Source organism: Flavobacterium cerinum (assembly GCF_004028155.1).
In the GTDB taxonomy this organism is placed as follows: Bacteria; Bacteroidota; Bacteroidia; order Flavobacteriales; family Flavobacteriaceae; genus Flavobacterium; species Flavobacterium cerinum.
Map to the genome: position 1 here is coordinate 1 of NZ_SBII01000007.1, position 12975 is coordinate 12975.

Consider the following 12975-nt stretch of genomic DNA (forward strand, 5'->3'; position numbering starts at 1 on the left):
TCGGACCTGTAATTCCTTGTATTCCCTGTGCTCCTTTAAGCGCATTTATAAAATCGGTTTCTGTTCCTGTTCCGCCATTGTCAAGCCAAACCTGATAAGCACTGATACCATTAGCTCCTGATGCGCCTGTATTACCAACAATACCATGAACTCCTTGGAGTCCCTGAAGTCCAACCGGACCTATCGGACCTGTAATTCCTTGTATTCCCTGTGCTCCTTTAAGCGCATTTATAAAATCGGTTTCTGTTCCTGTTCCGCCATTGTCAAGCCAAACCTGATAAGCACTGATACCATTAGCTCCTGATGCGCCGGTATTACCAACAATACCTTGAACTCCTTGGAGTCCCTGAAGTCCAACCGGACCTATCGGACCTATAATTCCTTGTATACCTTGCAGACCAGTATCTCCTGTTGCGCCTGTCGCTCCTATCGGACCTTGTGGACCCACAGGACCTGGAACACCCTGAGCTCCCGCAACACCTGGAATACCTTGCGGACCAGCTGGCCCTGTTGCACCTGTGCTTCCCGGAGGTCCTACAGGTCCATTTACTCCCGTTTGTCCTTTTGGTCCGGCTGGTCCTTGCGGACCCATTTCGCCCTGAGGTCCTGCCGGGCTATTCGCTGCATACAAAGCATAAGGCACACTCATCAGTTCTGTTATAACTTCAATAGGATAATCGTTCCCTCCTGCCGGATCGGTTTCTGCTTTTATAAAGTAAGGTCCGGCTGACCAATCTATCGCTGAGAACTGACCCATCTGTTGCGTACCTTCGCCTATCTTTAAACTCACAAGTCCGTTATCATTGGTTGATTTATGATGGATCTCGCCATATACGCGTGTTCCGTCTTCCGATCCTTTTAATAACGATATCCGTACTTTAACCTGGGACTTCTTTACAAGTTTACCTTCGGGTGTTCTCACCACCGACTGGTAGCTCATTTTTTGAGGTGCCTGCGCAAACAGCGAAATGCTGAACAGCAGTAATGATATGAAAAGTAAATTTTTTATCATGGGGCTTTCTTTATGATCTTAAACGTTTTAAGTGTAGTTGTTCCGGTATTGACCCTTAAAATATAGGTGGCACTTGCATAGTCCTCCATCGATATTACCGTGTCGTTCTTTTTTATAAGCTTGTTTTCCAACACCCTGCCATTCATATCAAAAAGATGAAAGCTCAAAGGTCTCAGATCAATATTTTCAATGTGTAAGTTTATGGTTGATACCGTTGGATTTGGCGATACAACAGCCGAGAAATCGCCACGGATCTCTACTTCTTCTATCTCAAAAATTTCAAATGAATGCTGTACTCCCTGATGAATACTCCCTACTAAATTTGCACCTGATTCATAATCAATCTGCCCAACAGAAAAGCTATTACTTTGGGCATCTCCTCCCCCCGCAGTGAAACCTTCCTGAGCATTACAAAAAGTGATGCATCCCACAGAAAGAACAAACAAACTAACAATTTTTATATTCATAGGTAAGCCACTGTTTAACAGTAAGATATTTTTTGCAAATATAGAAGCATAATTTAGATTATAAATAAAAAGTTAAATTATAATTTATTATTATTTTTGTAGGAATTTAAATAATTTACAATGTTATTTAATAAAAAAGAGTGGTTTTTAGCCACTCCTTTTTATTAAATAACATTGCTCTTTCAGAGATAGAGCAATTATATAATTCCAATTAAAAACTCCTTACCGGACGGAATTTGTATAACAAATTTTTCAATGCAGCCATATTACCTAATGGAGAATTGGCATTTACGATTTTTGCGGCATTATTAGCTAATTCAGTTGAACAATAATAATAACCATTAAATGATGCACTGCCTATTGCTACTTTGTTTTCAGAAAGTCGTAATAATTCATCCAGGCTAGGCAGATACCAGTCGCTGTATCCGTCCAATATTAAGTCATTGCATACTCTTGCACATGTACTGGCAGCAGCGCAGTTGGCATTAACGATAGCAGTAGTATTAGTCTGCCCGGATCCTATTGCCGCAGAAGTACCTATAAGAGTGGTATCACATCCCCAGCCAAATGGCCCATAATCATTTTCTGTAATAATTATTCCATGCTGAACGGCAGGATCATAACCAACATCACCAGGCTTAAGCAAATAACCAATCTTTCCTCCTTGGTAGCTATCGCCAATAGCAAGGATCACTACTGCCGCAGTTCCGCCTGTCATGTTGGTCCACTCTGTATCATTATGCACCTGTAACTCGCCTTTTGTACCACAGTTATTACACCATATTACCAATCCAGCAACCGGAGACACTATAGCGTTACGTTGTGCATAAGTCATTCGTGGAGGCAGGAAACCCTGTACTGTGGAGGCAACTTCCAGCTTTGCCGAAGTGGCAGGCGTTAGCGTACCCACTCCTACAGAGCCGCCGTTGTTATATATGTTTCCGTTATTTATTACCCATGCAGTACCATCCCAGTAAGCTGTAGCCCCTGTTTGTGTAGAATTGGGCAGTAAACCCTGCATACCAGTTGCACCTGTTAAGCCAATTGCGCCTGTAGCGCCTATCATACCCTGAGGACCGATAGGTCCTGCGATACCCTGGATTCCCTGTATTCCTTGCGGACCCGTCAAGCCAGTTGCACCTGTTAAACCAATTGCGCCTGTAGCACCTATCATACCCTGAGGACCGATAGGTCCTGCGACACCTTGGATTCCCTGTATTCCTTGCGGACCCATCAAGCCAGTTGCACCTGTTAAACCAATTGCGCCTGTAGCACCTATCATGCCTTGAGGACCGATAGGTCCTGCGATACCCTGGATTCCCTGTATTCCTTGCGGACCCGTCAAGCCAGTTGCACCTGTTAAACCAATTGCGCCTGTAGCACCTATCATGCCTTGAGGACCGATAGGTCCTGCGACACCTTGGATTCCCTGTATTCCTTGCGGACCCGTCAAGCCAGTTGCACCTGTTAAACCAATTGTGCCTGTAGCACCTATCATACCCTGAGGACCGATAGGTCCTGCGATACCCTGGATTCCCTGTACTCCTTTAAGGAAGTTTATAAAGTCGGTTTCAGTTCCTGATCCTCCATTGGCAAGCCAAACCTGGTAGGCACTAATGCCGTTTGTTCCATCTATACCTGCTGCGCCTGTTGCTCCTACAGCACCTGCAACACCCTGCGGGCCTGATATCCCGGGAGTACCCTGCTGTCCTTCGGGTCCGGTTGCGCCGGTTACACCTACCATACCTTGTGGACCTATAGGTCCGGCAACGCCTTGGAAGCCTTGAATTCCCTGCGCTCCCTTAAGGAAGTTTATAAAGTCCGTTTCAGTTCCTGATCCGCCGTTGGCAAGCCAAACCTGGTAGGCACTAATGCCGTTTGTTCCACTTACACCTGCAGTTCCCTGTATTCCGGGAACTCCCTGAATACCTTGAATACCCTGTGATCCTGCTATGCCCGGAATACCTTGTATTCCATGCGGACCGGCTGGCCCTGTTGCACCTGTGCTTCCCGGAGGTCCTACAGGTCCATTTACTCCCGTTTGTCCTTTTGGTCCGGCTGGTCCTTGCGGACCCATTTCGCCCTGAGGTCCTGCCGGGCTATTCGCTGCATACAAAGCATAAGGCACACTCATCAGTTCTGTTATAACTTCAATAGGATAATCGTTCCCTCCTGCCGGATCGGTTTCTGCTTTTATAAAGTAAGGTCCGGCTGACCAATCTATCGCTGAGAACTGACCCATCTGTTGCGTACCTTCGCCTATCTTTAAACTCACAAGTCCGTTATCATTGGTTGATTTATGATGGATCTCGCCATATACGCGTGTTCCGTCTTCCGATCCTTTTAATAACGATATCCGTACTTTAACCTGGGACTTCTTTACAAGTTTACCTTCGGGTGTTCTCACCACCGACTGGTAGCTCATTTTTTGAGGTGCCTGCGCAAACAGCGAAATGCTGAACAGCAGTAATGATATGAAAAGTAAATTTTTTATCATGGGGCTTTCTTTATGATCTTAAACGTTTTAAGTGTAGTTGTTCCGGTATTGACCCTTAAAATATAGGTGGCACTTGCATAGTCCTCCATCGATATTACCGTGTCGTTCTTTTTTATAAGCTTGTTTTCCAACACCCTGCCATTCATATCAAAAAGATGAAAGCTCAAAGGTCTCAGATCAATATTTTCAATGTGTAAGTTTATGGTTGATACCGTTGGATTTGGCGATACAACAGCCGAGAAATCGCCGCGGATCTCTATTTCTTCTATCTCAAAAATTTCAAATGAATGCTGTACTCCCTGATGAATACTCCCTACTAAATTTGCACCTGATTCATAATCGATCTGCCCCACAGAAAAGCTATTACTTTGGGCATCTCCTCCCCCCGCAGTGAAACCTTGCTGGGCGTTACAAAAAGTAATGCATCCCAAAGAAAGAAAAATAAGGATGGTAATTTTCACATTCATAAGCAATAAGATATTTCTCGCAAATATAGAATATAATTTAAGTACTTACCAAAAAACCAAGTTATTATCATAATTTATCGACATATGATATGATTTTGTTTCTCTTTAAGAATACACCACAGCTTATAACAAAAAGGAGCGGTTAAAAACCACTCCTTTTATACTATATATTCTCTTTTATGTTTTAATCCATTTCTCCTGCTTCCAGGAAAACAGCATCGGCATCCGGGAATGCAAATTCATTTTCGGAGAAGTCCAATAGCTCAGCAATAGGGGCATATTTATTGATCTCATCAATCCCCTTTTTCAGTCTTAGTTCGGTAGAATATTTACGGCTGGTAGCCAATACAAGTCCGCCTTTAGACAGCCTGAAAAAATACTTGCCGGAAGCAGTTCCGTTTTTTGTAAAAGCAAACAGTCCTATATTTTCTTTGATCGCAGCAATCATCAGTTCACAGTCAGACTTTTGCTTACAACTGATGCTTGTAAAAATCGTTTTTCCTTTTCTGGATGTAAAAACAAATTTATACTCGCCGTTAAATCGTTTGCTAATTACAAACATCCCCATAGTTATCTCAATTTTTTAACCCGAAAATCCGGTTCAGAAATTAAAATATCTGAACCGGATTTTCGCTGATTTTGATATCGCAAAGCTAAACAAAATCAAATGAATTTAAGCCTGTATATCCCACAGTAAAGCATTATTTTATTAACAGTATAGACTTCCTCCCTTACTGTATCAGTAAAGATTTCCTAATCAGAAAGGTATGAAAAGCTTGTCTCTAAAGAGAGAAATTGTATTAGGCGCTTAGTGCTATCTGAGGATAAATTTCCCTTAATTTCTTTTTAAAGTTTATCATTGCCTGCTCGGTATCCGATAGGATCTTATAACGTGATCCGGATTCATAAGCTGTTCTTTCGAATGCAATGTTATTTCTTTTTAACAATCTCTCAATAAGGTCGTGGTCGATAACGTGTTTGTACAGCGTTCTAAAAATAGTGATGTGCATGGCTTTACTTTTTTGGATTAGTTAAAATATGCTAAGGGTTCTGGTTTGTCCTGTTTCACTCAGGAAGCAATCTCTTTCATAAAATTACAGAGAATCTTTTTTAAGAGGATTAGCCTTAATAAAAATTTAGCATTTGCCTATTTTTTAAGAAAGTAGAAATAAAAACATAAACCATAGATTTACAGTACATTGAGAATTATTTAGATTTAAAAACATATGTATCTTTACGTTATATTGTTTATTTATTAATGTCTGATATGAGAGTGTTTTTATGTCAATTTTTTCTTCCATTTAAAATAACAAAGAGCGGCCAAAAAAGCCGCTCTTTGTTATACAATATAATAATTGCTTATTATACCGTCACTTCTTTGATAAATTCACCATTGCTTTTGTATAGTGCAGTGACATCTTTACCGTCTTTTGTCAAAACAAGTTTATACTCGGTACCATCTGTAGAGGCAAGTGCTTCTACTAACGAGTAATCTTTATACTTTGCAACCGCTTGTTTTAGTACGTCTGGTGCTATTTGCGATTGTTCGATTTTTTTGTATTCTTTCTCCTGATCTACAGAAGCAGTTGTTGCTGTTGTATTAGATAAAGCTGTAGTACTTCCAGTTTCTGTTTGTGCGTTAGCGGCAAATGCCAGTAACATTGCGGCTGATAAAAATAAATTTTTCATGATATATATTATTTTGGTATTAAACTGCTATAACCTATGAAACAATTGTACCAAAACATGAAAAAAAACATTTAAGCACTGTAAATCAATACATTATGTTTTTTGTGTAAAATCATAAATTTTGAGGAATTCCACACTTTATTGTAGAAAGTACTCAAAGAACAAGTGCTTTTATATCGTATATGCTTTCAATATCTTTACTGAATAACTACGCAATATGAAAACACACAACTATGCTACCGCCATTAACTGGACAGGAAATACCGGAAAAGGCACTCAGAATTATACGGAATACAAAAGGGATTATTCAATTTCGGCAGAAGGCAAAACCGAAATTGCAGGTTCCAGCGATCCCGCTTTTCGTGGTGATCCAACAAGATATAATCCGGAAGAATTACTGCTAGCATCACTATCCTCCTGCCATATGTTATGGTATTTACACCTGTGCGCCGAAGCTGGCGTGATCGTAACCACCTACAGCGATAATGCAACAGGTATAATGACCGAGACAGCAAATGGCAGCGGTAAGTTTACCGAAGTTACTTTACATCCTACGGTGACCGTTTCAGAAAGTACTATGGTTGAAAAGGCTAATAATCTTCATAAAAAAGCAAACGAATTTTGTTACATTGCCAACTCCTGTAATTTTCCTATTCATCATAAACCAGTATGCATAGCTAAAAAGAACTAAAAACAAAGCCTCATAATTATGAGGCTTTGTTTTTTTGACTGATTGATGTTGAACTCCTTACTACCTCTCCCAAAAGTTAGGAGGTGCTATTCCTAATGAACGTAAGTAAACATATCCTTGCCCTCTATGGTGTATCTCGTTATCTATCAAATAAAAGATTATTCCCCATACCGGTCCTTCATATTGTCCAAAAGCAATCGTGGTTTCCTGAAAACGCTCTGGCGTAAGCATTGGCCACAGCCTGTTTATCTGGTTGGTTGTTTCATCCCATAAAGCCAGCAACTCCTCTTTGGTTTCCGGCATTCCTTCTCCGGTTGCATGGGGCAGTTCGTCAATAGCTTTCCATTGCTCCGTAACTATACCCTGTATACCAGGGTTGGCAAGATCTATCATTTCCATAGCCAAGCCAGAGAAAGGTCGCATGCCGCCTATGGTATGATTGAATAATTCTTTTTCAGGGAAAGCTTCGATTACTCTACGTGTAAGGTTACGATGTCCCTGCCAGTGTCCAAAAAGGGCTTCGGGAGTGATCACTACTGCTGGTGCTGTTTTAGTTTCCATAATTCTAAATGTTGTAAGTGGTTGTTGATTTATTACATAGCAAAATTATGAACCCTTAGTGACAGCCCTATGTCAGCAGGTTTTTAAGATGTATCTTTTTTTATGATTATACTCAAAATTTGTTTCCTGCATCCTATAAATCTCTCGTTTATGAGTATCATTCCATTTTCAATCTGATTTTTAACAAAAAAAACAATGCTCTAATAAACAGCACATTATGAAAAATAAATTCCCAAATAAATCTTAAAATCCAATTGACTGCTCCATTTGTGTTTTGTTTAGGCACAGTTGTTGGAAATACAATAATAACATTAATCATAATCGGGATCATAACCCTAAGCTTAACCAAAACTAATAGTATGAAGGCAATTAAATTAGTAGTAGCGCTGGCAATGTTTACCAGCTACTCGCAGGCACAGGTTTCTGTTAACGTAAGCATAGGGGCACGCCCTGCGCCTGCACCCGTAGTATATACAGAAGCAAGGTATTATTACCTACCGGAAATAGAATCGTATTATGACATACCTAACAGGCAATATGTTTATATAGACAATGGTGTTTGGGTACGCAGGGCATCACTGCCTGTTGTGTATAGCCGTTATAATGTTTACAGCAGACCAAGAGTGGTTGTAGAAAATTATTATGGAAACGCGCCTTACACCTATTATAAAGGACACAAAGCAAAATATTACAAGGGTAATAAATATAAAAAAGACCACAAACATCATGACCATGATCGCGGACATCATAGTGGTCGTGGGCACGACAGGGACTAAAAATATAAAAACCGACTACAAGTCGGTTTTATTGTTTAAATACAAAAGCTAAATCTATCCTAATGTCATGAATTATTCCTACTATTGAATGTAATTTAGATTCGCAAATACCACTCTTAAAAATTTAAAACCTAAATTAATCGTTATGAAAACAATCAAAAATTTACTACTGGGTATACTATTCTTTACCTGCAGTTTATCTCAGGCTCAGGTATCGGTTAATGTAAATATTGGAAACCCTCCAAGTTGGGGTCCTGTAGGCTATACTGATGTGAGATACTATTACCTACCGGATATCGAAACCTACTATGATATAAACGACCGACAATATATTTATTTAACGAACGGAAAGTGGGTACGCAGTGTAACAGTACCTGCTCCTTATCGAACTTATAATTTTTATAATGGCTATAAAGTCGTCATGACCGATTATCGCGGCCCCGAACCTTATGTGTATTACAAAACATATAAGGCGAAGTATCCAAAAGGCTACAAACCTAAACATCAAAAAACAATTGGCGTTCCTCCAGGTCAGGCTAAGAAAGCGATGTCAGGAAAACATAAAGACCATGGTGGTGGAAAAGGTCACGGCCATGGTAAGGATAAACATTAGGAATTTTTTTAAATAAACTTAGGTCTATATTGGCTTTATTTATAAAAGCGCTACCCGAAAGGGTAGCGCTTTTTGTTTTTAAACAGTTAGATCTTACAAATAATTCATCCATAAAAACTTTTCTCAAGTTATCATCACGAGGCCAATTGTAGGCGGGTCAATTGTCCGCATAACCATAATTTTAATGACAATGAATATTAAAGAAAAAATCGGATTAAAGGTTAAATCCATGAGAGAAGAAAAAGGCTTTTCCATTGAGCATTTAGCTAATATATCGAATGTTGACAGAAATTATATTTCTGATATCGAAAAGGGACAAAGGAATGTTTCAATAACAATTATTGAAAAAATTATCCATGCACTTGACGTTGATTTTGCAACTTTTTTTAATGACAAATCCTTTGTAAAATGAAGATGAAAGAAAAATTATCAATAAACGAATTTGATGGCAAAAAATTTAAGGAAAAAGCAATTGAGCCTAATGATTACAACAAAGCAGTTTTAACTCACTATTTACACAATATAGAAAATGGTGTTGCTAAACATTACGAAAAAGATGCAAAAAAATATTTGGAAGATTTTGTTACTTACAAAAATAACTCTGAAGATCTAAAAATAGTTTCAGATGTTGCTTTACAGCAATTACTCTTTGAAGTTAAAGATGTTCCATTCCCAACTCCTGAAAATTATACTTTTAAGTTTATTGACCTTTTTGCAGGAATAGGAGGATTCAGATTAGCGTTACAAAGATTGGGTGGTAAGTGTGTGTTTACATCTGAATGGGATGCAAATGCACAAAAAACATATCAAGCAAATTATGGAGAAGTGCCTTTTGGAGATATCACAAAGGAACAAACAAAAAAGTATGTGCCTGATAATTTCGATTTACTTTGTGCTGGTTTTCCATGCCAGGCTTTTTCAATTGCCGGAAAGCGCGGAGGATTTGAAGACACAAGAGGAACTTTGTTTTTTGATGTTGCTGAGATAATTAAAATGAAAAGACCAAAAGCTATTTTTCTTGAAAATGTAAAAGGCCTTAGAAATCATAATGGCGGAAAAACTTTAGCCACTATTCTAAATGTTTTAAGAAACGATCTTGACTATTTTGTTCCTGAACCCCAAATTATCAATGCAAAAGATCATGGGGTACCCCAAAACCGTGAACGAATTTACATCGTAGGCTTTAGAAATGATTTAGGAATTACAGAATTTGAATATCCAAAACCGAAAGGTATTATGGTTTCATTCGCAGACATTAAAGAAAAAAAAGTCGTCCCAACAAAATATTATCTTTCAAATCAATATTTGAAAACTTTAAGAGAGCACAAAGCACGTCATGCAAGTAAAGGCAATGGGTTTGGGTTTGAAATAATACCCGATTCAGGAATAGCTAATGCGATTGTTGTCGGAGGTATGGGACGCGAAAGGAATTTAGTTTTAGATCACAGAATTACAGATTTTACTCCAACAACTCATATTAAAGGCGAAGTCAACAGAGAAGGTATTAGAAAAATGACTCCTCGCGAATGGGCAAGATTACAAGGTTTTCCAGATGAGTTTATAATTCCAGTTGCAGATGTATCTGCTTACAAACAATTTGGTAATTCCGTTGCTGTACCTGCTATACAGGCAACTGCTCAAAAAATTCTTAACCTAATTCAAGCTACAAATGCTAAAAGGAAATAAAGGAGAATGGAGTGAAATCTACGCTCTGTTTAAATTACTTGCTGACAAAACATTAAAATTAGGCAATGAAAATGTAGAAATTATAAAAAATGCATTTTATCCAATTATTAAAATTCTTCGATCAGAATCGAATGGCAATTTTGAATATTCCATCCAAGATAATATTGTAGTTATTTCGGGATCAAATAAAACAATAAAAATTCCTATACAAGAATTTAAAACCAAATCACTTACGTTATTAAATGCAATTAAACAAAGTAATGAAACTACATTTTCGATTCCAGAAATTGAAGAGTTCATGCGAAGTATTAACTGTATTTCATTAAAAGCAAGTTCCTCAGCAAAAACTGACATTAACATAATTATTCATGATCAGAGGACCAATCAACAGCCAACATTAGGTTTTAGTATAAAATCACAATTAGGAAATCCGTCAACCTTATTAAATGCTGGAAAAACAACTAATTTTATTTATAAAGTCGAAAATATTGAATTAGATGAGAATAAAATTGAGAAGATAAACACATTGGACACTCATAGTAAAATAAAAGATCGGATTCAATTAATCAAAGATTATGGAGGAAGATTTAAGTTTATTTCAACAGAACAACAAATATTTTCTAACAACTTAATACTCATTGACAGTTTATTGCCTGATATAGTTGGAGAAATGATATATGATTTTTATACAAGTAACCGTTCTAAAATCAGTGATCTTATTTCATCCATAGAAAATTTAAATCCTATAGAATTTGATAATTCAAATAAACATAAATTTTATAGTTACAAAATTAAACGTTTTTTAACCGATGTAGCTTTAGGAATGATGCCTTCAAAAGTTTGGACAGGAGATTATGATGCTACTGGAGGATATTTAATAGTCAAAAAAGATGGTGAAATTTTATGCTATCATGTATATGATAAGAATGAATTCGAAAACTATTTAATCAATAATACTAAAATGGATACTGCAAGTACTTCAAGATATCAATTTGGAAAGCTTTATATCGATAAAGGTAATTTATACTTTAAACTTAACCTACAAATTAGGTTCCTAAAATAAATGGACCGCCATACACCCCAACAACGTTCCAAAAATATGTCTGCCGTGAAAAGCACAGGTACAAAAGCGGAAGTTTGTTTAGGGAAAGCTCTATGGCAATTGGGGCTTCGATATCGTAAGAATAACAAAACTGTTTTTGGCAAACCCGATTTTACATTCAAAAAATATAAAATTGCTGTTTTTGTTGATAGCGAATTTTTCCACGGGAAAGATTGGGATACAAAAAAAAAGCCAGCAACTAATGCAGCGTTTTGGCTTAAAAAAATTTCCAGAAATATAGAGCGAGATAAAGAAGTCAATGCTTATTTACAATCTAATGGCTGGACAGTTCTCCGGTTTTGGAGTAAAGAAGTAAATAAAAACTTAACCGGCTGCGTTGGCCTTATTGCAGAGGCAATAGACAAAGCAGCCGGCAAAATATAGTTATTGAAGGTCTATTCTTAATTTATTTGTAGTAAAGGCATCTACAACGGAAATATAATCTACTTCGTCCCAATTGGTATCTTCATGTATGGCTTCAAATTCTTTAGCCCAACTTATAAATTCAGCAATATCTTCTCTTGAATCTCCCGAAAAGAACCCTTTCTGCCCTGCCATAAAAGCAATATCGGCTATCGCCTCAAATAACTTAAAATCTTCAACGGAGTGTTGCAAACTGTACATAGTAATAGGTTTAATTGATTGATGATTACAATTTTATGAAAATTTTTAACAACATTTATCATAAAAATATTAACTTATCAACAATTTGGGCATAAAACAAAATTTATAATAACTTTAATTCTTAAATTTCAACAATTAAACAATACATAGATTATTTTTTTACTTTTATAAAAATAATCTACATGAAAAAATTATACCTCTGCCTTTCTATCCTCACGATCGTTACTACTGCTTTTATCGTAAATAAAGAAAAAGCAACAGATCCCAAGACCGAAAAAAAAGCCATTACTACTCTTTTAAACGACTGGCATCTCGCTGCTGCTAAAGCCGACTATAACGGTTACTTTGGTAAGATTGCAGAAGATGGAATATACATTGGTACTGATGCAACAGAAAATTGGGATAAAAAAGCATTCATTGCTTTCTCTAAGCCTTATTTCGACAAAGGAAAAGCATGGGATTTTAAAGCCCTGGAGCGTAATATCTACTTTAGCAAAGATGGAAAAACAGCTTGGTTCGATGAATTACTTGATACTTGGATGAAAGTTTGTCGCGGATCGGGAGTATTGGAGAAACAAGGTAAGGAATGGAAGATAAAACACTATGTATTGTCTATGACTGTTCCTAATGATGCTACTAAAGAAGTATTACCTTTTAAAGCAAAATATGAAGATGCCCTTATAGAAAAATTAAAGGCAAAGAAATAAAACTTAACAAAACGAAAACGCGGATAACTTAGATTTTAGTAATTGCTAAAGTCCTGTTATCCGCGTTTTCAATATATATAGTT

At 37.4% G+C, this 12975-nt stretch carries 16 protein-coding genes and 1 pseudogene; 8 read left to right on the top strand and 9 right to left on the bottom strand.

What is annotated here, in order from left to right:
* From EPI11_RS10340 to EPI11_RS10370, 7 genes and pseudogenes are all read right to left on the bottom strand, one after another.
* Positions 1-1012, bottom strand: a pseudogene (locus EPI11_RS10340) (collagen-like protein); the annotation flags it as partial.
* Positions 1009-1479: a T9SS type A sorting domain-containing protein gene (locus EPI11_RS10345; protein WP_128389896.1), complete on the bottom strand. Its 471-nt coding sequence runs from the start codon at positions 1477-1479 to the stop codon at positions 1009-1011. The gene EPI11_RS10345 and the pseudogene EPI11_RS10340, both read right to left, overlap by 4 nt.
* A 211-nt stretch (positions 1480-1690) precedes the next feature.
* Positions 1691-3976: a hypothetical protein gene (locus EPI11_RS10350; RefSeq protein ID WP_128389897.1), complete on the bottom strand. Its 2286-nt coding sequence runs from the start codon at positions 3974-3976 to the stop codon at positions 1691-1693.
* Complete coding sequence (locus EPI11_RS10355) at positions 3973-4443, bottom strand: T9SS type A sorting domain-containing protein (RefSeq protein WP_128389898.1); 471 nt, start codon at positions 4441-4443, stop codon at positions 3973-3975. The genes EPI11_RS10350 and EPI11_RS10355 overlap by 4 nt, the downstream gene beginning before the upstream one ends.
* 184 nt (positions 4444-4627) lie before the next feature.
* Positions 4628-5011 carry a YegP family protein gene (locus EPI11_RS10360; RefSeq protein WP_128389899.1) on the bottom strand — a complete coding sequence of 128 codons (384 nt, stop codon included), beginning with the start codon at positions 5009-5011 and terminating at the stop codon, positions 4628-4630.
* 232 nt (positions 5012-5243) lie between these two features.
* Positions 5244-5453: a hypothetical protein gene (locus tag EPI11_RS10365; protein ID WP_128389900.1), complete on the bottom strand. Its 210-nt coding sequence runs from the start codon at positions 5451-5453 to the stop codon at positions 5244-5246.
* A gap of 352 nt (positions 5454-5805) precedes the next feature.
* Positions 5806-6132, bottom strand: coding sequence for a hypothetical protein (locus EPI11_RS10370; RefSeq protein WP_128389901.1), 327 nt, complete (start codon positions 6130-6132; stop codon positions 5806-5808).
* A gap of 217 nt (positions 6133-6349) precedes the next feature.
* On the opposite strand from EPI11_RS10370, the gene EPI11_RS10375 reads away from it, so the two are divergent.
* Positions 6350-6823: an OsmC family protein gene (locus EPI11_RS10375; protein ID WP_128389902.1), complete on the top strand. Its 474-nt coding sequence runs from the start codon at positions 6350-6352 to the stop codon at positions 6821-6823.
* Positions 6824-6883: 60 nt separating this feature from the next.
* Here EPI11_RS10375 and EPI11_RS10380 read toward each other — a convergent pair whose 3' ends face one another.
* Positions 6884-7384, bottom strand: coding sequence for a DinB family protein (locus EPI11_RS10380; protein WP_128389903.1), 501 nt, complete (start codon positions 7382-7384; stop codon positions 6884-6886).
* Positions 7385-7743: 359 nt separating this feature from the next.
* Here EPI11_RS10380 and EPI11_RS10385 point away from each other — a divergent pair, with 359 nt between their 5' ends.
* The 6 genes from EPI11_RS10385 (at position 7744) to EPI11_RS10410 (ending at position 11945) form a co-directional block, all read left to right on the top strand.
* Positions 7744-8160, top strand: coding sequence for a hypothetical protein (locus EPI11_RS10385; RefSeq protein WP_128389904.1), 417 nt, complete (start codon positions 7744-7746; stop codon positions 8158-8160).
* 145 nt (positions 8161-8305) lie between these two features.
* The gene (locus EPI11_RS10390) at positions 8306-8773 is read left to right on the top strand and encodes a hypothetical protein (protein WP_128389905.1); all 468 of its coding nucleotides are present in this window, start codon (positions 8306-8308) and stop codon (positions 8771-8773) included.
* A gap of 190 nt (positions 8774-8963) precedes the next feature.
* On the top strand, positions 8964-9185 hold the full coding sequence (locus tag EPI11_RS10395) for a helix-turn-helix domain-containing protein (protein WP_128389906.1): 222 nt from the start codon (positions 8964-8966) through the stop codon (positions 9183-9185).
* Positions 9182-10459: a DNA cytosine methyltransferase gene (locus EPI11_RS10400; protein WP_128389907.1), complete on the top strand. Its 1278-nt coding sequence runs from the start codon at positions 9182-9184 to the stop codon at positions 10457-10459. Before EPI11_RS10395 ends, EPI11_RS10400 begins: the two co-directional genes overlap by 4 nt.
* Positions 10443-11522: an HpaII family restriction endonuclease gene (locus tag EPI11_RS10405; protein ID WP_128389908.1), complete on the top strand. Its 1080-nt coding sequence runs from the start codon at positions 10443-10445 to the stop codon at positions 11520-11522. The genes EPI11_RS10400 and EPI11_RS10405 overlap by 17 nt, the downstream gene beginning before the upstream one ends.
* A complete protein-coding gene (locus tag EPI11_RS10410) occupies positions 11523-11945 on the top strand; it encodes a very short patch repair endonuclease (RefSeq protein WP_128389909.1) in 423 nt (140 codons plus the stop codon). It begins immediately after the preceding gene.
* On the opposite strand, the gene EPI11_RS10415 is transcribed toward EPI11_RS10410, so the two are convergent.
* Entirely contained in the window at positions 11946-12185 is a 240-nt protein-coding gene (locus EPI11_RS10415) for a hypothetical protein (protein WP_128389910.1), read from the bottom strand.
* Positions 12186-12367: 182 nt separating this feature from the next.
* On the opposite strand from EPI11_RS10415, the gene EPI11_RS10420 reads away from it, so the two are divergent.
* Entirely contained in the window at positions 12368-12892 is a 525-nt protein-coding gene (locus EPI11_RS10420; protein ID WP_128389911.1) for a nuclear transport factor 2 family protein, read from the top strand.
* The last annotated feature ends 83 nt before the right edge of the window (positions 12893-12975 follow it).

What these genes read in the sequence shown, in the direction of transcription:
- EPI11_RS10345 (WP_128389896.1), bottom strand. Translation starts at nt 1,479, where the DNA reads ATGAATATAAAAATTGTTAGTTTGTTTGTTCTTTCTGTGGGATGCATC.
- EPI11_RS10350 (WP_128389897.1), bottom strand. Translation starts at nt 3,976, where the DNA reads ATGATAAAAAATTTACTTTTCATATCATTACTGCTGTTCAGCATTTCG.
- EPI11_RS10355 (WP_128389898.1), bottom strand. Translation starts at nt 4,443, where the DNA reads ATGAATGTGAAAATTACCATCCTTATTTTTCTTTCTTTGGGATGCATT.
- EPI11_RS10360 (WP_128389899.1), bottom strand. Translation starts at nt 5,011, where the DNA reads ATGGGGATGTTTGTAATTAGCAAACGATTTAACGGCGAGTATAAATTT.
- EPI11_RS10365 (WP_128389900.1), bottom strand. Translation starts at nt 5,453, where the DNA reads ATGCACATCACTATTTTTAGAACGCTGTACAAACACGTTATCGACCAC.
- EPI11_RS10370 (WP_128389901.1), bottom strand. Translation starts at nt 6,132, where the DNA reads ATGAAAAATTTATTTTTATCAGCCGCAATGTTACTGGCATTTGCCGCT.
- EPI11_RS10375 (WP_128389902.1), top strand. Translation starts at nt 6,350, where the DNA reads ATGAAAACACACAACTATGCTACCGCCATTAACTGGACAGGAAATACC.
- EPI11_RS10380 (WP_128389903.1), bottom strand. Translation starts at nt 7,384, where the DNA reads ATGGAAACTAAAACAGCACCAGCAGTAGTGATCACTCCCGAAGCCCTT.
- EPI11_RS10385 (WP_128389904.1), top strand. Translation starts at nt 7,744, where the DNA reads ATGAAGGCAATTAAATTAGTAGTAGCGCTGGCAATGTTTACCAGCTAC.
- EPI11_RS10390 (WP_128389905.1), top strand. Translation starts at nt 8,306, where the DNA reads ATGAAAACAATCAAAAATTTACTACTGGGTATACTATTCTTTACCTGC.
- EPI11_RS10395 (WP_128389906.1), top strand. Translation starts at nt 8,964, where the DNA reads ATGAATATTAAAGAAAAAATCGGATTAAAGGTTAAATCCATGAGAGAA.
- EPI11_RS10400 (WP_128389907.1), top strand. Translation starts at nt 9,182, where the DNA reads ATGAAGATGAAAGAAAAATTATCAATAAACGAATTTGATGGCAAAAAA.
- EPI11_RS10405 (WP_128389908.1), top strand. Translation starts at nt 10,443, where the DNA reads ATGCTAAAAGGAAATAAAGGAGAATGGAGTGAAATCTACGCTCTGTTT.
- EPI11_RS10410 (WP_128389909.1), top strand. Translation starts at nt 11,523, where the DNA reads ATGGACCGCCATACACCCCAACAACGTTCCAAAAATATGTCTGCCGTG.
- EPI11_RS10415 (WP_128389910.1), bottom strand. Translation starts at nt 12,185, where the DNA reads ATGTACAGTTTGCAACACTCCGTTGAAGATTTTAAGTTATTTGAGGCG.
- EPI11_RS10420 (WP_128389911.1), top strand. Translation starts at nt 12,368, where the DNA reads ATGAAAAAATTATACCTCTGCCTTTCTATCCTCACGATCGTTACTACT.